This is a genomic window from Paraburkholderia sp. GAS41, assembly GCF_050436545.1.
GTDB lineage: Bacteria > Pseudomonadota > Gammaproteobacteria > Burkholderiales > Burkholderiaceae > Paraburkholderia.
In genome coordinates this window covers 245,019-267,046 of sequence record NZ_JBNDMK010000002.1, presented here as the reverse complement: position 1 = coordinate 267,046, position 22,028 = coordinate 245,019, and the positions used below count along the sequence as shown (strand labels likewise).

The following is a 22,028-nucleotide window of genomic DNA, read 5'->3' as shown; positions in this document are numbered from 1 at the left end:
AGAGAATCGGGTACCCGGAGGCCAACATAGGCTGCTTTTCTGCCGGCTTTAAAAAGCGAGATTTTTATGATCGGGATTGTGCGCATTGCGCTAAGCAGGCCTTACACATTCATTGTTCTGGCCATCTTTATTCTTATCGTGGGTCCATTGTCCGCGCTTCGGACACCTACGGATATCTTTCCCGCTATCAATATTCCGGTTGTCAGCGTGGTGTGGCAGTACACGGGTCTGTCGCCGGACCAGATGGAAGGGCGCATCATGGCGCCGTTCCAGCGGGTGTTGACCACGACGGTCAACGGCGTCGAGCACATTGAAGGCACTTCGCTTAACGGCTATGGCGTCATCAAGATTTTCTTCCAGCCGGGCACCAACATCGCGACGGCGAATGCCCAGGTCACATCGATTTCGCAGGAAATCCTGAAGCAGTTGCCACCTGGCGAGACGCCGCCATTTGTTCTCAATTACAACGCCTCGACGGTTCCTGTCATCCAGCTCGCGCTGTCCGGCAAGGGTCTCTCCGAGCAGAATCTGGCGGATCTGGGCCTGAACCAGTTGCGGCCGATGTTGACGTCGGTAGCCGGCGCAGCCATCCCGTTTCCATTCGGCGGTAAAACCCGCCAGGTGCAAATCAACGTCAAGCCGTCTGAGCTCGAGGCACGAGGGCTGTCTGCCCAGGACGTACAAAACGCCTTGAGCGCGCAGAATCTCATCACACCGGTCGGCACCGAAAAGATCGGCAAGACCGAGTACACCCTGCTGCTGAACGACGCGCCGACGACCATCGCCGCGATTGGCGACATGCCGGTCAAATCGGCTAACGGCACCACCGTGTATATGCGCGACGTCGCCGATGTGACCGACGGCGCACCGCCGCAACCGAACATCGTGCACGTGGAAGGCAAGCGTTCTGTGTTGCTTACGGTGTTCAAGAACGGCGCGGCATCCACCTTGGCGATCATCGCCGGGATCAGGCAAAAGGCGCTGGATGCAAAAGCCTCCCTACCGGACAACCTGCAGATCGATCCGATTGGCGATCAGTCATTGTTCGTTCGTTCGGCCATTACTGGTGTCGCCCGAGAAGGCGTGATCGCCGCTCTGCTCACAAGCGTCATGATCCTGCTGTTTCTGGGTAGCTGGCGTTCGACCGTCATCATCGCAACCTCCATTCCGCTTGCGATTCTCGGGTCGATCTCAATCCTGTCCGCCCTCGGCGAGACGCTGAACATCATGACGCTCGGCGGGCTCGCGCTCGCGGTGGGGATTCTCGTCGACGACGCGACGGTGACCATCGAGAACATCAACTGGCACCTGGAACATGGAAAGGAAGTCGAGCCTGCGATTCTCGATGGCGCCGCGCAGATCGTCACCCCGGCGTTCGTTTCGCTGCTGTGTATCTGCATCGTGTTTGTGCCGATGTTCTTCCTCGGCGGCGTGGCGGGCTTTCTGTTCGTGCCGATGGCAGAAGCGGTGATCTTCGCGATGATCTCGTCGTTCATCCTGTCGCGCACGCTCGTGCCGACAATGGCCAAATACCTGCTGAAGCCCCACGTGCTGGACCACACGCCGGGCCACACAGAAGGACACGAAGCCGACCCCGAACAAGGCCCGCGCGTTTCTTCCAACCCGCTGGTGCGGTTTCAGCGCGGATTCGAGCGGGGTTTCGAGCGCGTGCGTATGAATTACAGCGGGATTCTCGAACTGCTGTTGACTCACCGCCGCATCTTCGTCATCGGGTTTTTCGGGTTCGTGGTCCTATCGTTCGCGCTGGTGCCGTTTCTCGGGCGAAATTTTTTCCCGGATGTTGACGCTGGCCAGATACTGTTGCATGTCCGTGCGCCGGTGGGTACGCGGATCGAGACGACGGCCGAGATTTTCGCGGATGTGGAAAATCTCGTGCGGGCGACGATTCCGAAAGCCGAACTCGGCACGGTCGTCGACAACATGGGACTGTCTACCAGCTCGATCAATACGGCCTACAACAACACGGGAACGATTGGTCCGCAAGACGGGGACATTCAGATCTCGCTGAAGGCGGACCATCGGCCCACGGCCGGATATGTTCGCAAGTTGCGCGAAGAGTTGCCGCGCCAATTCCCAGGCGTCACGTTCTCGTTTCCGCCGGCGGATATCGTCGGTCAGATCCTGAACTTCGGCTCGCCGGCACCGATTGACCTGCAAATTCGCGGCAAGAACCTGCCGGCCGACTTTGCGTACGCCAACCTGATGCTGCGTCAGATCCGCCATGTTCCCGGAATTGTCGATGCGCGTATCGAGCAGTCACAGGCCAATCCCCAGTTCAATATCGACGTCGATCGTGTCCATGCGCAGCTTCAGGGCATCACCGAACGCGACGTCACCAACAGTCTGGTCGTACATCTGGCAGGATCCGGTCAGATCGCGCCGACATACTGGCTCAACCCGGCCAACGGCGTGGAATATCCGATTGTCGTGCAGACGCCGCAGTACGGTCTCGATTCGCTGCCGTCCCTGATGAATCTGCCTGTCACCGGCAGTTCAGCGGCAAACGAAGGACAGATCCTCGCCGGCGTGGCCAATGTCCATCGCACGGCCAGTAACGAAGTCGTCAGCGACTACGACGTGCAACCGATGGTGGAGATTTTCGCCACCACTCAAGGGCGCGATCTCGGTGCGGTGTCCGAAGGAATCCGCGACATCGTTGCCGCGAATGCCAAGGGCGTGCCGAAAGGCGCGAAGGTGGTCCTGCTCGGCCAGGTCAAGACGATGAACAGCGCCTTCGGCGACCTTCTGTTCGGGCTACTCGGCGCGGTCGTGCTGATTTACCTGCTCATTGTCATCAACTTCCAGTCGTGGACCGATCCGCTGGTGATCGTCACGGCGTTGCCCGGCGCGCTCGCCGGCATCGTGTGGATGCTGTTCGCGACCGGCACCACCCTGTCGGTTCCCGCGCTCACGGGCGCCATCATGTGCATGGGCGTGGCCACCGCCAACTCCATTCTGGTGGTGAGCTTCTGCCGCGAACGGCTGGCCGAACACGGCGATGCGTTCAAGGCGGCGCTCGAAGCCGGCGCCACCCGTTTTCGTCCGGTCCTGATGACCGCGTTGTCGATGATCATCGGCATGTCGCCAATGGCGCTGGCCCTCGGCGAAGGCGGCGAGCAGAACGCGCCGCTCGGCCGTGCGGTGATTGGCGGATTGCTGTTCGCGACAGTCGCCACGCTGCTCCTCGTGCCGGCCGTCTTTTGCCTGTTCCATTCGAATCGGGGCCACACCTCGCCCGCGACGATTTCCGGAGATTCGACTCATGTCGTTTGAACCCACCCCGCGTGCGGCGCTGCCGCAACGCCAGCTTTCGTATGTAGCGATTGTCGGCGGTGTGCTCGCCGTCGCCATCGTCGTTGTCGGTATCGCACTTCGCGTAAAGGATGAGCACCAGCTCAAGGACTGGACGGAAACTCAGGCGGTTCCGTCCGTGAACGTGATCGTGCCCATCAAGGAAGCCCCGGGCGCCGTGCTGGCGCTGCCTGGCCGGCTGGAGGCCTTCGAGAGCGCGCCGATCTATGCGCGCGTCAACGGGTACCTGAAGTCGTGGCGTGTCGATATTGGCAGTCAGGTCAAGGCTGGTGAAGAACTCGCCGTGATCGATACGCCGGAACTCGACCAGCAGTTGAATCAGGCGCGGGCCGACCTCGCCAGCGCAAAAGCCGATGCGGCTCTCGCCAAGACGACGGCCGAGCGCTGGCAGGCACTCCTGGATTCCGATTCGGTGTCCCGTCAGGAGGTCGATGACCGCACGCAGGACTATGTGGCGAAGCAGGCCCGCGTGGTGGCGGCTCAGGCGAACGTGGACAGGCTGGTTGCGACCAAGAGTTTCGCGAAAATCGTCGCGCCGTTCGACGGGGTGATCACCGCTCGCGATACGGACATCGGCGCGCTGATCAATGCAGGCGGCGGGACCGGGCCGCAGCTCTTCTCGGTGGCGAGCGTGGACAAGTTGAGGCTCTACGTGCGTGTGCCGCAGGAAGATGCACCGATGATCAAGTCCGGGGGCACCGCCACCTTCACCGTGCCGGAGTACGGCAGCAAGACCTTTACGGCCAAGGTCGTCGGTCTGGCGAGTTCGGTCAACGCGGCATCGGGAACGACGCTGGTGCAGTTGCTGGTCGATAACCCCGATCATCTCCTGCTGCCGGGTGGTTTCGTCAACCTCCACTTCGCGCTGCCGGCACGTGCGGGCGCCTTGCGCGTGCCCGCCAGCTCGCTGATCTTCGACAACCAGGGGCTCCGTCTCGCGACCGTCGATGCGCACGACGCCGTCCGGTTCCGCTCCGTGGCAATCCTTCAGGACCTCGGCAACGCGGTCGATATCGGTTCCGGACTGGCCGACAACGACCGTGTGATCGATACACCGCCCGATGGTCTTGTCGAGGGTGACCATGTCGAGGTGATCAAGCCGGGGGCTAAGGGTACAAGCCATGGCTAAGTATCGAACTTGGGCTTCTCTGGTGAGTGCGACGACGTTTGCCGGGTGCTCGCTCGCTCCGCACTACGAAATTCCGGAAGCCCCCGTTGCGGCGCAGTACCAGTCTCACGGACCCTGGAGCGCGGCTAGTCCGGCTGACCAGCTTGATCGGGCTGGATGGTGGAAGCTCTATCAGGAGCCCGAACTAGACGGCCTCGAGCAACGCCTGATCGCGAATAACCCCGATCTGCGCGCCGCGCTGTTTCACTATGAGCAGGCTGAGGCGTACATCAAGCAGGTCAGCTCGCAACTCTATCCGCAGGTATCCACTGCCGGCAATCTGCAGCGTGAGCGCGAGTCGGACACGCGGCCGCTGCGCAACGCCACTGCACCGGCCGACTACAACTCGCTCACGCTGGGTGTCGAAGTCGACTACGAAGTCGACCTTTGGGGACGCGTGCGCGATTCCGTTGCGGCAAGCAAGGACGAGGGCCTCGCGTCGAACGCCGATCTGGCATCGACGCAATTGAGCCTCGAAATCGATCTGGCGCGAAGCTACATCGACCTGCGCGGCTTCGATCAGCAAATCCAGTTGATCGAGGGGACGGACGACGCCTACCAGAAAGCGCTCGATCTGACGCGCAGACGGCACGGCGGCGGCGTCGTATCAGGACTCGACGTGGCGCGTGCAACCAATCAGCTGTCGGCGACCCAGTCCGAGCTCACTCAGGTCAGGGCCAAACGCGAGGTACTGGAACACGCCATTGCGGTTCTGGTCGGCGCGTCGCCATCGGACTTCCGGATCGCAGCGAGTACCCGTCCAATCCAGCCGCCCATGGTCCCGGTGGGTGTGCCGTCGACATTGTTGCAACGGCGCCCGGATGTAGCCGCCGCCGAGCGGCGCACAGCAGAGGCCAATGCGAAGATTGGCGTTGCGCGTGCCGCGTACTTCCCGACATTGACGCTCAGCGCGCAAGGCGGCTTGCAGAGCTCGGTGTACGCGGATCTGCTCAGCGCGCCCAGTTCCTTCTGGGCGATTGGGCCCACGCTTGCCGTGTACCTCTTCGACGGCGGCCGGCGGCGGGCCCAGGTGGAGTCTGCGAAGGCGGCCACGGCAGAAGCCGGCGCCCGCTACCGCAGCGTGGTGCTGGCGTCGTTCAGACAGGTGGAAGACGACCTCACGTTGCTCGACGAGCTAGGTACCGCAACGGATCAGCAGCAAGCGGCTGCCAGCGCAGCGGACACGTCGGTGAATCTTTCGCTTGCACTCTATCGGCGCGGTGCGGTCAGCTATCTGGACGTGGTCGAGTCGCAATCGGCGGCGCTCGAGTCGGAACGCAGCGTCATCCAGCTTCGAACCCAGCAACTGGACGCGAATGTCGACCTCATTCGCGCGCTCGGAGGGGGCTGGACCAAGGGCGATATGGAGCCGACCGAGGCGTCGGTACCGCCGGGTTGATTTCAGGGAGGAATGCAGAGAGAAGGGATGGAGCGCTTCTTTGCTGGGCGTGAGGCATGGTGGATCAAAGGCCAATATTTTTGGCCTTCTTCTGGATCGTGGGAAACGTAACTCAAATCGCGTCGTCATTCGATGCGCGCAGCCAGCCATCACGCGATACCGAAAAGGTGCGGATCGCCTGCGACGTGTCGGATTCGCCATTCAATGTTTCATCTGCTTCGATTGGATGGAGTCCGAGTTCAAGCAGGGTTTTGATGCTACGTTGATTCCAGGCCGCCGCGCCTGCCCAGATCTCCTGGATCGCCATGACGGTGAAAGCATATTGGACAGCAGCCGTAGCCGTTTCCACCGCCAGGCCTCGACCCCAGTACGCGGGATGCAACCAGAACGCCAGGTTCCAACTCGCCGATTCATCACGTTGAACGAGCGATACTTGACCGATGCAATGCTCGCCTGTTCGAAGATCAATTGAAAACACGCAAGCTCTCCCGTCTGACGACATCGCGAGGATCGAATCCAACCAGGATTTCAGCTTGCCGTGCCGTTGCAGATTGGCTAGTGGAAGTTGGGGAGGGAACGCCGGTGCTCCGATCCCGGCAACCAATGCGTCGTAGTCGCTAACAGTGGCGCAGCGAAGAAAGCAACGATCCGTGGAAACGATAGCGGTGGTGTGTTCCATACTTGTCCTCGCGTAGATTTGACCCATAGCGACACGATTGTTGGGCGGCGCGCGGTCTATCGCCATCACGTCAGCCCCCGCGCCACAAATTTGACGTGCCGATTGACGCCAATTTAGGCGCTCGTATTGAGTGTCGCGTCATGGCTGACCGATGGCTCCGATGACGACAACGCCTGCCTTCTAGCACGCTTTACTCATCAAGAGAGCATCGTGGTAAACGTTGTCAATTCGTAGTGCCTGGGGCTGGACACCGTACGCGGAAAATCCCAATCCTTCGTACATTGCCTGGGCTGCGACGCTCGGCAGATATAGGACGAGATAAACTCTCACCATCCCGCTACCACTGGCATGCGCCAGGCAGGCATCCACAACGCGAGCACCGATGCCCCGGCGCCGGTGATCCGGGCAGACCACAACGCCCCACAAGGTCGCAGTGTGCGCAGCCGAAGCCCGTTCGCCCACCGCGCTTATGGCCGCTGCACCGATGAGGTGTTCACCTTCGAAAGCGCCGAAGATGCGATTCTTGCCCTCGTTTGAAAGTAGCGAATCGAAGCGTGACGGCGATATGGACCGTTCTTCTTCAAGCGTTCCTCCCATAGGCAGGGACCCCTGCTCGGCGACCCGTAGTCGAAGTCTGATCAATGCACTCGCATCAGAAGTTTCAAGCGGACGGACAAAAGGCGCCAACAATGTCGATCGATGCGATTGAGTCATTGAATAATAGGTGAGGTTGAAAGCGCAAAGAGCGGATGACGACGGAAACTGTCTGCGATCCAGGCGACTGTGTAGAAGGTCTCAAGCGGCCGACCAGCGATGCGGCCTTTGCATATTGGGGTGTCGCGCCACAAGCAGGCGCTCAGGGCATTTTCGTTTCCACGCGCTGTTTAACCGCGGTATTCATCGCCTGGAAGTTTCGCTGCGTTTCCTCGATTACGTCTTTCGTCAACCGTCCAACGAGCAATCCCGAAAAGGACTCCGTTTGCTCAAGACGGGTGCGACCACTTACAGCCGTGAGGTGAATGCAATGTATACCGTCGAAGATGCCGCGAATCCATACATTGCCACGCCAGCAAAGGTCTTGGTCCGGGCGAACCACCAGAACAATCGGCTTGAATACCATCGAATCCGGTCCGACGCCTAGCACAATGCGGATGGTATCTCCCACCCTGAAATCGCCGTCAACATGAGTAATGAACGGATTCCAGTCGGGATACGCTGCGCTGTTCGATACAACCTTCCAGACATCGGAAGGCGGCCGATCAATGAGAATGTCAGCATGCGCACTAGTATCCTTGTGCAGGAAAAGAAGGGTTCCAATTGCGCCGACAACAATGGCCCCAATGCCTTTCAGAAGCAATCCTCGCAAGCTCATATTTGCCTCGGAATCGGTCGCAATTTTATTACTGTGAGTGTCGAACTGCCCAGATTGTTGACGACCTAGCCGGTGACATCGAGTGTCTGAACGTGGGCCGGTTGCTGCGCATACGTTATATAGCTCGCGCTCCTAGGGTGATATCAGATCCTGAAGGACGAGACGGGTTTGTTGAACGCTGCTCGTATGGTTCACCAGGATAGGAATCGCCGAGGTGTGAGGTTGCTGAAGCATGGCTCGTATCCTGAACAGGCTGACGAAATCAGCACGAACTGAGCCAACTTTCAGAATCACGTCACCTGTATGGATTCCAGCCTTTGCCGCGGGTCCATTCGGCGTTACATCGATTACGCGAAGCCCTCGCTGTTGAGATAGTCCTAACCACATGCCACTTCGGTCATAGAGATCCGGCGCCTCAAACCCGGGACCCTTCGAAAGCCACATAACATGGCGGCCATAATCGAAAGAGACTTTGAATCGCTTCAAGATCCCCATTCCGATGCTGCCCGCCCGATCAGTCCGGGTAAAAGCACCCGCCTTCTGAAGCGACAAGCGCGTGACAGGTGCCGGCACGGGAAGATTTCCGATCGAAAAGGGCGTTGCTCTGCCGACAATACCCCGAATAGGTCCCCCGCCGCCGTACCCTGTCATCGCCGCGACGGTCGTACCCATGTGGCGGTCCAATTGATGCGCGCGCCAAAAAGCGTCGAACAGCGTCAAGCTGAAACGGTCACCGGTGTCGATCTGAAACATCCCCGTCGTACCTCCGACCGAAGCCTTCACGACGGGCATTTCGTTCTCGTCCAAAGAAAAGTCGATCGGTATCGCATCCGCCATTGGCTTGAATTGATTCGGCTGCTGCAGAGTCAATTCCTCGCGAGCGGGGTCTAACGTCACAATGTATTTCCGGAATAGCTCTGCCCCAAGCACACCGTCGAAATGCTGAAATCCAATGACGCGACTGAGTTCCGCCGTATCCATTGCCGGGGTATCCAAAGCGCCGATGGAGAAGTGACCAACGCTCAAGTCGTTCAGGTGGACGATCTTGAATGCCAATGGCTGCTCGCCGGCTCCCGTTCCGGTCCCGTCCTGCTTAATGGCAAGCTTGAGTCTTGTCGCCAAAGTGGCACTCACCGTCGTGCTTGAGGAGCCCGTATCCAGAATGAAAGAGAACGGGCCCTTTGCATCGACATTCACGGCGATGAAAGGGCGATTGTCGATCACCGAAAGCGGAAACACCTGGGTTTGAGGACCGTTCAAGGCGAATGCGGAACTGGGCACAGTTCCACAGAACGAGATTAGCGCCGCAAAACTCCACCGTACGACACGCATGCTTTCTCCCTTGATCGTAGCGAGTGCTGACGGTAGTCGACCAGACAGATAGGTATTGTCTGCAAGCCGAAGCAATAGCGATCCAATATTTCGAGGTCTTGGCGGCATGGGAGACCCTGGCCAGGATGGGTTGATATCCGGAAACGCCCAGAGCACGCCGTTTGCTGCGTCGACACTACAACGATTGTTAACGATGCACGCAGTGTTGTCGAACGTCCATTCCTGACCGGACCCGGAAATACCCGGTTGGTGGATATTCAATGCGCATGGGCAGCTTTCATCGCCAGCTATGCACCTCTGATTTGACACGATATAGTCCGCGTAATTCTTTTGCCAGTAATTGCTCATAACCTAATAAATTGTTTGGATATTTTCCTATAACCGAGCAGATCCTCGAAGCCATCCCTCGTCCCAGTAATTCACGGCAGAAGTTTCGATCAATTTTCGTCTGGTTAGCTAAACACACCTCTTTTATATGACCGTCAGAATGCTCCGTGTATCAATTGCCATTCGTTCTCTATTCGGACTTTGTCTTCTTGCCGCAACTTTCAATCATGCGTATGCCATTCTGCAGCACGGCATGCTTTGGGACTATGGCTACGGAAGCGGGATCGCCCTTACCAGTCGGGCGTATTGGGATGTGCTGACGATTCTCGACCCGTTGGCCGTCGTACTGTTATTTGTTAAACCGAGAGCGGGGATCTGGTTGACGGTTGCAATCATCGTGAGTGACGTCATGCATAACACATACTATGTCGCGACGTACCATCAATGGCTTGCGCCATTTTATTTAGCTCAGGTCGGGTTTCTCGTGATTGTGCTGGGTCTCGCACCGGTGGCAGCGAGGGCGGTTCCGTCTCGGCGTCAAGCGCCGATTTGAACGGCCAGCGTAAATCAGGTCTTCACCATCCGTTTGCCGAGAGGATCTTTTGCAGATCTCCGTTTGAATCACGGCTTGCAGCTCACCACAAGCGTCCTGCTCATGAAGCTACCGGTGTCCGTATAGGTCTTCTTCTCCTGACGGTCGATCACATCGAATCCGCCCGGGCAAACCTTCGCGGCAGCCCGGTCGCATTTCTTCCACGTAGCGGTAAGGCCGTTACAGGAAATGGTGGCGCCATTGCGTCCGTCTGCTGTCCGCGTACGGTTGACGGTTGCTGCGCACCCTGCCAGCACAATCACGAGAAGAATTGCAATGCGTTGCATGACATTCCCTTCGGGATGGATCAACTGCCCGATTAAATCATGACGATGCGGCCACTGTGCGCCATCTTTGGACTTGCGGAGATTCAACCGATTCGCGGCTTCGACACTTTCTGCAGGTTGAGCCGCGGAAGTCGCCCTCTGTGTCGTGCCTCAATTTACGGGGATTATCTCCCACGCGCCCGATCGAGCCGAGCGGAACACGGCGTCGATCACTCGCATATTGGCGCGCGCATCTTCCAGCGGAATAGCCTGCGGGCTTCCACTCAATATTGCCTCAGCGAACGTCGCGGCCGCAATGCCATATTGATCGCACACAGGAACCTCCAGCCAGCGGTCCGTCCCGACACCGGCGCTGGTGGTTTCACTGATCAGCAGACGCGTCGGCCGATCGGCGGGTGCATTGAATGGAATCTCGACCTCGATGCGCCCCTTCGTCCCGTGAAACTGCATTCGTTGAAAGGGATGGATCTGAGTCGAATAAAAGAAACTCGCCTGCACACCGTCGAAATCCATCAGCACTGAGCCCAGCCGGTCCACTTCGAATTGTGGATCGCGCTCCATCAAGGCAACCACTCGCCGTGGCTCGCGCCGGGTAATGAAGCGCGACGTCGTGATGGGATAACAGCCAATATCGAGCAGACCGCCGCCGCCCAGCTCGCTCTGGTTGCGGATATCGTGAGGGTTCGTGTTGTTATAGGTAAAGCCGCCGGTCACCGCCCGCAAATCGCCGATCGCACCTTCATCAATCAAGCTCCGCACTGTCAACCACTGCGGATGCGTGCGAACCATGAAGGCTTCCTGGATATGTCGGCCGTTCTTGTCGCGCGCGGCAATGAGTCGATCAACCTGTTGGGTGTCCAGCCCGATCGGCTTTTCACACAGGACGTGCTTGCCCGCCTCGACGGATTTGATCGTCCATTCCACGTGGATGTGATTGGGCAGCGGAATATAGACCGCGTCGATCTCCGGATCCGCCAGCAGCGCCTCGTAACTGTCGTAGGCGACACTCAAACCGTATTTGGCAGCGGCTTCCCGAGCCTTGTCCGGAGAGCGCGACGCGATACCCTTCACCCGACACTTTGGCGCGCTGTGCATGGGCATGACGACTTTGTCGTTGATCTTCGCGGCGCCGAGGATTCCCCAGACAATCTCATTCTTCGACATGACATTCCCTTTTTTCGATCAGATATCCGAGGCGTAGAGCAGGCTGAACAACCGGGTGAGCCGGCAAGTCCATGAGCCCGCGAAGGACCAGAAACGTCCGGTCGCGCCAGTTTACACTCGGCGATTGTGATCGCCGATACAAGTTCGTTCTCGACCCTTTGCGTATTCGGCCGCCCGTGTACCGGCGTGGGACCATTTCTGGGAGACATTTTCGCGCTTGTTGTCGTCGCAGTTGAGCGGGTATTTCTAATGCGGCGCCGCACTGCCGAGGTAGGTCACAGGCAGAACGAGGTATCGGCGATCAAGGCATAATTCACTCGTGCCAACCGTCAATACACTTGAGGAGATCACGATGAAGCGGCGAGATTTCATTGGGGCAGGGGCCGGCGCGCTTGCGACTACCGGTTTGTCATTGGTGGGGCTGACCGCCACCACCAGTCAGGCCGTAGCGAGCGAGAGCAACGCGGCAAAACGGCGCTCGATTGACGCCAAGGTGCAGGGCACGCTGTCGCGGCTCTACTCGATCGTCAAAGGTTCACACGAGCTTGTCGCGAAGGCAAACGGCGTGCTCGTGTTCCCATCCGTGCTTCAGGCCGGTTTCGTGGTGGGCGGGCAGTACGGTGAAGGTGCGTTGCGTGTGGGTGGGAAATCGGTGGGTTACTACAGTACGGTGTCCGGATCGTTTGGCTTTCAGGCGGGCGCCCAATCGAAAGCCATCATTTTCCTGTTCATGACGCACGATGCATTAGCCGATTTTCGTGGCTCGAAAGGCTGGTCTGCAGGCGGGGAGGGATCGGTCGCGCTCGTGAAAGTCGGTGCGAATGGGGCGATTGATACGACCACCGCAACCGCGCCAGTTGAAGTGATCGTGTTGACCAATGCCGGTCTCATGGGCGACGTCTCGCTCTCCGGTACCAAGGTGTCGCGCCTGAGTATTTGATGCGGGGCACGCCGGCAGCGTGTTCGCTGCCGGTATTCCATGCGCTAGCGCCAGCCAAGGCCCGGCGCGACGTGCGTGAGAATCGATTCGATGACGTGTGCGCAGTATTCGACGCCCAGTTGATTCGGCACGGTGAGAAGCAGGGTGTCGGCCGCGGCGATCGCCTCGTCCTTCGCCAACTCTGCGATGAGAACTTCCGGCTCCGCGGCGTAGTTGCGTCCGAAGATCTTTTGGACGTCGTCGTCGAGAAATCCGACCGAGTCGCGGCTCTGGGCATCTCGCCCGAAATACATCCTGTCCTGGTCGTTCATGAGCGCAAAGATGCTCCGACTGACCGACACGCGCGGCTCTCGTGTGTGTCCCGCCTCTTTCCACGCGTCACGATACGCACGGATCTGCTCTGCTTGCTGGATATGCAGGGGGCGGCCCGATTCGTCGTTCTTCAAGGTCGAGGTCTGCAGGTTCATGCCCATTTTCGCGGCCCACACGGCGGTTGCGTCGGAACTCGAACCCCACCAGATGCGCTCGCGAAGCCCTTCGGAATGCGGCTCGATCCGCAGAAGACCCGGCGGGTTCGCAAACATGGGTCTGGCATTGGGCTGCGCAAAGCCCTTGCCGCGTAACACCTCATAAAAGACTTCCGTATGGCGGCGCGCCAGATCGGCATGCGTTTCGCCTTCGTCAGGTGCGTACCCGAAGTACCGCCATCCGTCGATCACCTGCTCACCCGAGCCTCGGCTTATGCCCAGTTGCAGTCGTCCGCCGGCAATCAGATCGGCTGCGCCCGCGTCTTCGGCCATGTAGAGCGGATTCTCGTAACGCATGTCGATGACACCCGTGCCGATTTCAATCCTGCTGGTTTTTGCACCGACAGCCGCGAGGAGGGGAAACGGCGACGCAAGCTGTTGCGCGAAATGATGGACGCGGAAAAAGGCGCCATCCGCGCCGAGCGCCTCGGCGGCGACCGCGAGGTCGATGGATTGCAGAAGCACATCGGCCGCCGAGCGTGCCCGGGAATGCGCAGAATTGGCCCAGTGGCCAAAAGAAAGAAAGCCAATCTTTTTCATGGAGACTTCAACAGAAGTAGAGCGCGTGCAGGATCGCAAGCTTTGCGACGATCTTACTGGAACCACGTAAACGTCGCAGGATGCGTGACTTGTGCCTCGCTGGAAGGTGAGGACTTCCAGGAGGTCGCATTCCACTAGCGTCCCGCGAACGAATCGATGGCCCGCGCCAGTGCGACCGGGTATTGATACATCATCGCGTGTCCTGCGTGCTCAACCAGCAGAAGGTCCGCGTGGGGCAACAGGCGCGTGAGGGCTGCGGCGTTCTCTTTGACGACGACGGCATCATCGGTGCCGGACAGCACCAACGTATGCGTACGGACCGAGCGCAGCGCGTCGGCGGCGCTGTCGTCCGCTTCCCACTCTTTCAGCGATGCGGATTGACCCTCCGTGACCGCGCTGGAAATGCGGGGCGACTGATAGTCGGACGGCTTGAACCTATCCCTGGAGAAGCACCGGTCAGCTTCCTTCACACGTGCCGCCGGGAACAGAACGGCCATGACGTCGCTGAACGTAGTACCCGGCTTACCCGCCAGTTTCGCCATGATGTCCGCGGGCACCGGAATGCCGGTGCGCCCCGGTGGCAAAGCGCTCATTAGAACCATCTTGCTGATGGTCTGAGGCTCGTCGATCGCGAGTTGCTGCACGATCGAGCCACCCATCGACCATCCGACCACCGTCGCGTGCTGCACTTTCAGCGTGTCAATCAAGGCGGCCGTGTCGCTTGCCATGTCGCCGATCGTGAAGCTCGACGCGTCCGGCATCGAGCGTCCAATACCCCGGTTGTCGAAGACGATCACGTCATGATGTTTCGCAAGCTCGGCGAGGAAGGCGGCGTCCCATTCGGACAGAGGCGCGCGATAGCCGGTGACGAGCAGAAGCGGGCTGCCGTGGCCAAACCGGTAGTAGGCGAGCGGACCGCGAGACGTGTCCGCGATCTGTTCGCGAAGCCCTGCGTAAATCGACGAGGTAGCGGCCGGAGCCATACAGGCTGCTTCATACGGATAGCTAACGGTTCGCGCGTGAGCGACGTCTGATAGTGCGGCACACAGCAATGCAATGGCGAGTGCCGTGGCGCCAAGCGGCTTCTTCATGTGGAGGCTCCGTGACCCGGTGATAGTCGAGGCAATGCATCGAATATATCGAGTGACTCTGAGCCCCGAATGAGGCGCGATGCCGCGCGGCGCGCCGTAATTCTGCGCTAAGTTTCGGCGCAGATCATGCCGTCAACACACCATGGATCAATGGACCCGCTCGGAATCCCTGGCCTTTCGCCCGTTGATGGCGAGTCCAGCGTGTCAACCCCAAGAGGACGATGATGAAGCTCAGATGGACCACTATTCTGCTTGCACTAAGCGCTAGCATCCTGATTGCCGGATGCTCCACGCCTGTCGAACGAGCCAACGAGAAAAATGACCTGCTGGCGGCAGCGGGCTTCCATATCGTGCCGGTGACGACCGATCAGCAACGCTTGCAATTGGAAACGTTGCCGGCGAACCGGGTCGTTCAGAAGGTGAAGGACGGAAAGGTCATCTTTCTCTACGCTGACCCGTATTCATGCGGCTGCCTGTATATCGGCGACGAAAATGCCTGGGATAACTACAAGCGCGAACAGATCCAGCAAAGGGTTCTGAATCAGGAAAGCATGAACGCCCAGATGAATGAAAACGCAGCCTGGAACTGGAACATGTGGGGCCCCGGCTGGTGGGCGTACTGATCGAGCAGCGGCGCGTATGCCTTCGAAAAGACTGCCGGCGTGCGGCCCGGGCAGTCTTTGGCGCTCGCGTTCAGGTGTCGGCGAAGTCGATACCGGTCAGCACACCCAGGTGAGCCACGGTAGTGAAATGCGCTTCCTCTTTCGTATCGATGTCCAGTTCGCGCACGCTGCCGCCCAGATCGGTCACAAACGCGCGACGCCCTTGTGCGTCCAGCGACACACCGATTCCCTCCTGTAGCTCGCGCGCGAGCACCTGGCGCTCGACCAGTCCGGATGCCGTGATTCTGGCGCGATTCAGCGTGTTGCCGTCATGCGTGTCATCGCCGCGATCCGTCCAGTAAAGCATGTGGTCGCGTTGATCGATATCGAGGTCGATCGGCTCGGGCAGATCGGCCAGCAAGCATTCGATGTCCGGGCGCCGGTCAGGTGTCGCACCGGCCGGCAGTTCAATACCTGCCCTGAAGATGCGACCCTCTCCGGCATCCGGCGCTCCCTTTTGCGTCCAGTAGACGTGGCCGTTCGCCTTATCGAGCACGATGCCTACGCAATGGCGGGTGGCGTCGGCGGTATCCTCGGGGAAATTCCCGGTGCGCACGAGTTCCGTCACCTCGCTGCCGTCCAGCCGCGCGCGCATGACCCGCATGCCTTCACGGTCGCACCAGTACAGATGACCGCCCTCCTTGTCCAGCACGAGTTCCTTGGGGGTGCCGGCCTGACCGGACGGCACCAGCACACGGTGCTCGCTGCCGTCGAGCTTCGCGCTTTCGATGGTGCCGTCGTTCGGGGGAACTGCGCCGGAAGCGGGATCGCCGTCGACCAGATGGATGCCGGTTCCCATGTTGGTCCAATAGACCATCTGACTTTCGGCATCCACCTTGATGCCGTCAGGCGTGCGCGTCAGGTTCGCGAGAATGACCTCGTGCGAGCCGTCCGGCGAGAGTTCGATGATTGCCGGTGGACGTGCCTGCAGGACATACAACGTACCGCCATTCTTGGTAGCCACAGTAAGTACCCTCCATCAGGTCTATACAACTTTCGTCGTAGTGACGGCGTCCATTCAGATTCATAGACCCGTCACTGCCAAACCATCGCCAACAGACTACCTCAGGTTGTGCGAGAACTTTATGAACGTTGGCCACTTCGGGCGAATTGCGGCATCGCGGATTGGTCTTCGTAAAAGCTGGCCCCTTTTCGAAGTCCGAACGACATCCGGTTTCAACCATTGATCGCAACATGCGAATTGCGCAACGCGTTCGGACGTTCTACAACGCGTACCGTGTCGACACACCTCTGTTTCAAGGGTCACTGGTGCAATGTCGAATCCTGGAAGTCCTCACCTTCCTGGAAACGCTCACCTTATGCGGATGACATGGGTGTTGGGAATGGCCGCAGAAACAAACCGAACTCGAGCGACTGCCACGCGTCCGCTCAATCACGGGTTACCGGACGGGAAGCTTTATTCCCTTTAGTTTCAATTCAGACTACACTGAATTCGACATTTCCCACTCTTTCAAGCCTGCCAGTCTTCGGTAACAGTTGCTTTTGTCGTGCTCCGCGAGCCGAAGCAAGCCGAGTCGGTTCGTGCCCAAACACCATTTGAACGGGACGACTCATCATGGCTGATACGAGTTACATGGCACGGAAATCCGTCGCCGATATCGTCGGAAGCGCGGATGCAGAGGGTCACTCGCTATCGAAATCGCTTGGCGCCACCAGTATCACGGCAATGGGAATCGGCGCCATTATCGGCGCGGGGATTTTTGTCCTGACCGGCACTGCTGCAGCGCAGTTCGCGGGTCCTAGCATCATCCTGTCATTCGTACTCGGCGGTATCGCGTGCGCGTTCGTCGGCCTTTGCTATTCGGAGCTGGCGGCCATGCTGCCGGTATGCGGTAGCAGCTATACCTACACATATGCCACGTTGGGCGAAATATTCGCGTGGATCATCGGCTGGGACCTGATTCTCGAATACGCAATGGGTGCAGCGACGGTCGCGGTTGGCTGGTCCGGCTATATCGTGAGCTTGCTGCATAACGCGGGGATTGTCGTTCCGCCTGCTCTGGCCGCTGCGCCCGGCACCGTCATCAAGCTCGCCGATGGTTCGACAGTGACGGGCATCATCAATCTTCCAGCCATACTGATCATTGCGATCCTCACCACGATGCTGGTCATGGGTACGAAGGAGTCTGCACGGCTCAACAACATCATGGTGGCGGTCAAGCTGGTCGTGGTCGTGGCCTTCATTGCGCTAGGTATCTTTTTTATCAAACCGGCGAACTGGCACCCGTTCATTCCGCCGAATACGGGTGAGTTCGGTAACTTCGGTATGAGCGGCATTCTGCGTGGCTCAGCCGTGGTGTTTTTCGCGTTCATCGGGTTCGATGCGGTATCCACTGCGGCGCAAGAAGCAAAGAAGCCGCAGCGGGACATGCCGATCGGCATTCTGGGCTCGCTGGTCATCTGTACGGTGTTGTACATCCTTGTTGCCGGTGTGCTCACAGGACTCGTGCCTTACGGAGACCTGAATGTCCCGGACCCGATCGCCAAGGGCGTAGACGCTATCGGCCTCACATGGTTCTCGGTACTCATCAAGATTGGTGCACTAACGGGGCTGACCACCGTCATTCTCGTTCTGTTGTATGGACAAAGCCGGATCTTCTTCACGATGTCGCAGGACGGCCTGCTGCCGCCTCTGTTCGCGCGCGTTCATCCTCGTCTTCAGACGCCTCATCTAAGTCAGATCATGATCGGCACAATCGTTGCGATTGTGGCGGCGCTGACGCCGATCAGTGTGCTCGGAGAGATGGTCAGTATCGGCACGCTGTTCGCGTTCATTCTCGTGTGCGGTGCCGTGATTTATCTGCGCCGCAGCGACTCCGATGCTTCACGTCCCTTCCGCGTTCCTGGCGTACCGGTTATTCCGGTGCTGGGGATCCTGTTCTGCCTGTTGCTGATGGCGGGACTTCCGCTCGTCACGTGGGTGCGGCTCGTGGTTTGGCTGATCATCGGATTGATTATCTATGCTTCATACGGCCGGAATCATTCGAGGCTGCGCTTTCCCGGGCGCAGGTGAGAAGATTCGGGATGGTGAGGACTTCCAGGAATAGGCGTCCATGAGGTGAGCGTTTCCAGGGGCTCTGCGAAACTCTCGCCGCAGCATGCGAATGCAGAATGGTGAGGATTTCCAGGAGTCGGGATTGCGATGAGCGGAGCGCCTCGGATACTCGCAGGGCCAGCGGTCAAAGCATGATGTCGACGCGTCGGGTGTGCTCCGTGAGCGGTCTCGCGGGCACGGCCCATACCTCATCGAGACTGGGCCTGACCAGGTCAAGTTCGGTCGACACCCCCGCCTCGCGACGAAAGCGGGTTTTGTTCGCAGCTTGTAACTCCACGATCTTCTGGTCCTGCCGCGCCACCCGACGCAGGAATGGCCACGCCAACGTGCGCACCGCCCATTCCGGCGCCCAGCGATTTTCGACATGCAGGGTGCCGTGTACCTGCGTAAGCGTTGCGCTCACAGGACTGAAATGAAGCGTGAAGTACAACACGCCGCTGTCTTGATAGCGGTACTCGAGCTGCGCCGAGCCGGCTGCCGTGCCAGCAAAATGCGCTCGCTCGAGCTCACGCGGAGATTCGAACAGACGGTACAGCCAGCCGCTTTGCTGTGGCTGGCCGCGATAGTCCACCTGCAGTACGCCCGCCGAACGCGTGACGGTTGCCTCGACGCGCTGGCGATTACCTTCGGCGCGCACGAGTCCGGAATGCACGAAATGGGTATGGAGCGGGTCGAGAAAATTCTCCAGCGCGTCGACCGCGTGCGCCTTCCATGTGGCGCTCCAGATAAAGCGGCGGCTCGCTGGCGGTAACCTGCGCAGAAAGGCGGGCAAGTCTTGCGAACCAAGGCTGCCTGACGCCTCAGGTCTAACCCAGATGAACCCGTCGTACTCCATAACGTCAAGCGAACCGACTTGCACGGCGGGTTGGCAAGCATGCTCCGCCAGCCCAGGCAGTGCGGTGCAGCGTCCGTCTGCGCCGAAGGTCCAGCCGTGATAGCCGCACTGCAACCCGGCGGCCGTGACGCGTCCTGCCGAGAGCGGCGCATGCCGGTGCGGGCAGCAGTCGTCGAGTGCGAGGAGTGTGCCCGACTGCAGGCGCGCGAGCACGAGCGGCCGGTCGAGCAGCGTGACGCTCAATGGTTTCGACTTTAGCCGCCGCGATTGCGCGACGACAAACCAGCTGCGATACAGCGCCGGATTCCATGCGTTCATAACTGAAAGCGTCTCATGTTCGGTACGCCGAGTCGCGTGGTCAGAATCTGCAAGCCACGCAGTGTGCGGCGCGTTGCAACCGGCAAATGCCGGCTGAGTACGGCGCTGTATTCGATTGCGGGCTCGCCACCACGAAGCCGTTTGAAATGGGCCGCGCCGGCGCTCAGGTTGAGTATCGCTTCGCGTTCGAGCGTGGTCTTGAGAACGTGCGCCATCAGCAGACGATACAGGCCCGCCGATACCGGCCAACCCGTGTCGTAACCGACGATCGGCGCGCTCAGCAACGGCCCCTGTCCGAACATGCCGACCACCGCGCGCAACTCGCCCGTGGGGTCTCGGAAGCCGGCGAACTCGAGCAGTCCCGCGTGGTGCCACGCTTTCAGAAACGCCGCGGTGTAGCTCGGGTTGAGCCGCGAATATTTGTCGAGGTAGAGCTGCGCGTAGAGCGTTTCGCTGCGCACGAAATCTGCGTCGGTGAACGCTTCGTGACCGACCGGCGTCAACGGCGTGCTGCGCAGCAACTGCAGATCGCGGCGCAGATTCTGATGTTGCCTCGCGCGTTGCTTCATGTCGCGAAAGAGGTAGACCTGGCGCGTGGGGATCAGGTCGAAGCCGGCCGCCATCAACGCGTGCAGCCAGTCTGCGTGCTGCACGAAGTTGAGCGAGCGGAACCAGAACGCGTGGTGCGGCCAGCGCGCCTCGCAGGCTGCGGCGAGCGCCGTGAAATCGATGTCGTCCGCAGCGGGGTACAGGTTCGTGCTGAGCAGCCAGTTGTTGACTGACACCGCACGGTCCAGTCCGGCCCGACGCAGCAACCGGCCGGCCCCGCCGATCAGGCCGCCTAGCGGTGCGGCGAGGACGCGCGGCGCGACTCGCCGGGTCTCTTCCAGCGCATACCTGCTGTAGGTCGTCAAAGGCGAGCACACCCATGCGTTTTCCGTCGTTGCACTGTTGACGGTAACGGGCAGCGTCAGGTCCGCGGCGTCGATGGTTTCCACGCGCGCGTCGATGTTCGAGACGAAGCCGCGCGTCGCGACACCTGCATGCAGCGCGGCGAAAGCCGCGACCTTGCTGGCGAAACATGCGTGCGGCACGTATAGGCATAAACTCATGCTTCGGGCAGCTCCTGGCCGTCCCACTCGATATCCTGCGTCGCCGCTTCGCGCATATTGCATCGCTGCGCAAGCGCGAGCCGTGCATACGAGGCCAGATCGCGGATCGCGCCGGCAATCGGACCACGATCGCCTGGCGTGCCGATGACATCGAAGGCACGGCGATAGTCATGGGCCCAGCGACGCAGCTCGCCCCGTCTCAACGCGTCGATCAGGCCTGCGCTGAGCATCACCGCGCTGACCATCCGGGGCGTGTTGGAGGACGGTTCGACGAGCGTTCCCGGAGCATCGCCGCGTGCATCGTGCTGCGCGTGAGGAAGCGTGCCGTTGAGCGCGTTCGGCAATGGATCATCAGGCGCGAAGAGATGGCAACCGCTTGTCGCGCGCGGATTGCACTCGAGCACGCTCATCCGCCCGTTTTCATGCTGGATCCAGTCGAACGACACCTGACCGGTAAAGTCGAGCTTACGCGCGAAGTGCTCGACGAAGCGGCGAACTGCTTCGATACGGACTGCTTCGAAATAGAAACTTGAACTCGTCGACATGCGCCAGCCGGGTCGATAGACGCTATGGGCCACGAGTCGACCGCGATCCGCCACGCTATACGAGCAGAACTCGCGGCCCTCGGCGAAGGCCTGCACGATCCAGTGGCCGAGTGACGCCAGAGGCGGCGCGGCGGCGGGAATGCCATGGCGATAAATCCGCACGTGAACCCCGAATCGCGAGTACTCCGGTTTCAGCACAACGGGTTGTGCGCCGGCCCAATCGCGGGCCTCGTCGAGCGAGGCGACGCGTGCCGAGTCCGGTACGTCGACACCGCAGTCACGTGCGAGCGAAAGAAAGCGCCACTTGCTGTGGACGGCGCGCATTTTTTCGAAGTCATCGGCCACGACCCGCACATGCGCGGGCAAGCGGTCGCGATAGCGCGAGACGAAGAACACCTCCTCGCAGGTGGGCACGATCAGGTCGATGTCGTACGTCAACGAAGCGCGCCGCAAGTCATCCACGAAGCGGGCTGGTGCGTGGCGCGGGGACGCGACCCGCAGCGTCGCGCTCACCGCGCGCGATGCGCCGCTGATCTGACAAGGAATGCTGTCCGCCACGCGCACGGTCCAGCCCTGATGCGCGAAGCGGCGCGCGTGATCGAGCGCCGCGGGCGCGCGGCCACCGAGGATGAGTACGTTACGCGTCACCATGCAGCCTCGCAATCGTGCCATGCCGTGGGCGGCAAATGCGTAACGGAGCGTCGGAGTGCATCTGCATGGGCATCTGCA

The 22,028-nt window shown here is 60.0% G+C and carries 19 protein-coding genes; 7 read left to right on the top strand and 12 right to left on the bottom strand.

Annotation, left to right across the window (positions count from 1 at the left end; all coding sequences use genetic code 11):
- Positions 1–66: 66 nt before the first annotated feature.
- The 3 genes from P3T43_RS04310 to P3T43_RS04300 are packed head-to-tail and all read left to right on the top strand — an operon-like array spanning position 67 to position 5,900.
- Positions 67–3,294: an efflux RND transporter permease subunit gene (locus P3T43_RS04310; RefSeq protein ID WP_429279800.1), complete on the top strand. Its 3,228-nt coding sequence runs from the start codon at positions 67–69 to the stop codon at positions 3,292–3,294.
- Positions 3,284–4,462, top strand: a complete 1,179-nt coding sequence (locus tag P3T43_RS04305) for an efflux RND transporter periplasmic adaptor subunit (protein ID WP_429279799.1) — start codon at positions 3,284–3,286, stop codon at positions 4,460–4,462. The genes P3T43_RS04310 and P3T43_RS04305 overlap by 11 nt, the downstream gene beginning before the upstream one ends.
- A complete protein-coding gene (locus tag P3T43_RS04300) occupies positions 4,455–5,900 on the top strand; it encodes an efflux transporter outer membrane subunit (protein ID WP_429279798.1) in 1,446 nt (481 codons plus the stop codon). Before P3T43_RS04305 ends, P3T43_RS04300 begins: the two co-directional genes overlap by 8 nt.
- A gap of 112 nt (positions 5,901–6,012) precedes the next feature.
- Here P3T43_RS04300 and P3T43_RS04295 read toward each other — a convergent pair whose 3' ends face one another.
- From P3T43_RS04295 to P3T43_RS04280, 4 genes are all read right to left on the bottom strand, one after another.
- Positions 6,013–6,579, bottom strand: a complete 567-nt coding sequence (locus tag P3T43_RS04295; protein ID WP_429279797.1) for a GNAT family N-acetyltransferase — start codon at positions 6,577–6,579, stop codon at positions 6,013–6,015.
- A 180-nt stretch (positions 6,580–6,759) separates the two neighbouring features.
- On the bottom strand, positions 6,760–7,176 hold the full coding sequence (locus P3T43_RS04290; RefSeq protein WP_429279796.1) for an N-acetyltransferase family protein: 417 nt from the start codon (positions 7,174–7,176) through the stop codon (positions 6,760–6,762).
- A gap of 259 nt (positions 7,177–7,435) precedes the next feature.
- Positions 7,436–7,951: an SRPBCC family protein gene (locus tag P3T43_RS04285; RefSeq protein ID WP_429279795.1), complete on the bottom strand. Its 516-nt coding sequence runs from the start codon at positions 7,949–7,951 to the stop codon at positions 7,436–7,438.
- 132 nt (positions 7,952–8,083) lie between these two features.
- On the bottom strand, positions 8,084–9,211 hold the full coding sequence (locus tag P3T43_RS04280) for an aspartyl protease family protein (protein ID WP_429279794.1): 1,128 nt from the start codon (positions 9,209–9,211) through the stop codon (positions 8,084–8,086).
- Positions 9,212–9,770: 559 nt separating this feature from the next.
- Here P3T43_RS04280 and P3T43_RS04275 point away from each other — a divergent pair.
- Complete coding sequence (locus P3T43_RS04275) at positions 9,771–10,163, top strand: hypothetical protein (RefSeq protein WP_429279793.1); 393 nt, start codon at positions 9,771–9,773, stop codon at positions 10,161–10,163.
- A gap of 68 nt (positions 10,164–10,231) precedes the next feature.
- Here the strand turns inward: P3T43_RS04275 and P3T43_RS04270 are convergent, their stop codons facing one another.
- Positions 10,232–10,576 carry a hypothetical protein gene (locus tag P3T43_RS04270; protein WP_429279792.1) on the bottom strand — a complete coding sequence of 115 codons (345 nt, stop codon included), beginning with the start codon at positions 10,574–10,576 and terminating at the stop codon, positions 10,232–10,234.
- Between the two features lie 63 nt (positions 10,577–10,639).
- The gene (locus P3T43_RS04265; RefSeq protein ID WP_429279791.1) at positions 10,640–11,653 is read right to left on the bottom strand and encodes a Gfo/Idh/MocA family protein; all 1,014 of its coding nucleotides are present in this window, start codon (positions 11,651–11,653) and stop codon (positions 10,640–10,642) included.
- A 352-nt stretch (positions 11,654–12,005) separates the two neighbouring features.
- Between P3T43_RS04265 and P3T43_RS04260 the strand changes: the two genes are divergently transcribed.
- Positions 12,006–12,593, top strand: coding sequence for a BPSL1445 family SYLF domain-containing lipoprotein (locus P3T43_RS04260; protein ID WP_429279790.1), 588 nt, complete (start codon positions 12,006–12,008; stop codon positions 12,591–12,593).
- A 44-nt stretch (positions 12,594–12,637) separates the two neighbouring features.
- On the opposite strand, the gene P3T43_RS04255 is transcribed toward P3T43_RS04260, so the two are convergent.
- Together P3T43_RS04255 and P3T43_RS04250 are read right to left on the bottom strand one after the other, a co-directional pair.
- Positions 12,638–13,660, bottom strand: a complete 1,023-nt coding sequence (locus P3T43_RS04255) for an LLM class flavin-dependent oxidoreductase (RefSeq protein WP_429279789.1) — start codon at positions 13,658–13,660, stop codon at positions 12,638–12,640.
- A gap of 134 nt (positions 13,661–13,794) precedes the next feature.
- A complete protein-coding gene (locus tag P3T43_RS04250) occupies positions 13,795–14,751 on the bottom strand; it encodes an alpha/beta fold hydrolase (RefSeq protein ID WP_429279788.1) in 957 nt (318 codons plus the stop codon).
- A 221-nt stretch (positions 14,752–14,972) separates the two neighbouring features.
- Between P3T43_RS04250 and P3T43_RS04245 the strand changes: the two genes are divergently transcribed.
- The gene (locus P3T43_RS04245; protein WP_429279787.1) at positions 14,973–15,374 is read left to right on the top strand and encodes a hypothetical protein; all 402 of its coding nucleotides are present in this window, start codon (positions 14,973–14,975) and stop codon (positions 15,372–15,374) included.
- A gap of 70 nt (positions 15,375–15,444) precedes the next feature.
- On the opposite strand, the gene P3T43_RS04240 is transcribed toward P3T43_RS04245, so the two are convergent.
- Complete coding sequence (locus tag P3T43_RS04240) at positions 15,445–16,377, bottom strand: hypothetical protein (RefSeq protein WP_429279786.1); 933 nt, start codon at positions 16,375–16,377, stop codon at positions 15,445–15,447.
- Between the two features lie 612 nt (positions 16,378–16,989).
- Between P3T43_RS04240 and P3T43_RS04235 the strand changes: the two genes are divergently transcribed.
- Positions 16,990–18,447, top strand: coding sequence for an amino acid permease (locus tag P3T43_RS04235; RefSeq protein ID WP_429279785.1), 1,458 nt, complete (start codon positions 16,990–16,992; stop codon positions 18,445–18,447).
- Positions 18,448–18,613: 166 nt separating this feature from the next.
- On the opposite strand, the gene P3T43_RS04230 is transcribed toward P3T43_RS04235, so the two are convergent.
- The 3 genes from P3T43_RS04230 to P3T43_RS04220 are packed head-to-tail and all read right to left on the bottom strand — an operon-like array spanning position 18,614 to position 21,950.
- The gene (locus P3T43_RS04230) at positions 18,614–19,642 is read right to left on the bottom strand and encodes a Rieske 2Fe-2S domain-containing protein (protein ID WP_429279784.1); all 1,029 of its coding nucleotides are present in this window, start codon (positions 19,640–19,642) and stop codon (positions 18,614–18,616) included.
- Complete coding sequence (locus tag P3T43_RS04225) at positions 19,639–20,754, bottom strand: hypothetical protein (protein ID WP_429279783.1); 1,116 nt, start codon at positions 20,752–20,754, stop codon at positions 19,639–19,641. Before P3T43_RS04225 ends, P3T43_RS04230 begins: the two co-directional genes overlap by 4 nt.
- Positions 20,751–21,950 (bottom strand): ATP-grasp domain-containing protein, encoded by a 1,200-nt coding sequence (locus P3T43_RS04220; RefSeq protein WP_429279782.1) that lies wholly within the window; start codon positions 21,948–21,950, stop codon positions 20,751–20,753. Before P3T43_RS04220 ends, P3T43_RS04225 begins: the two co-directional genes overlap by 4 nt.
- Positions 21,951–22,028 lie beyond the last annotated feature (78 nt).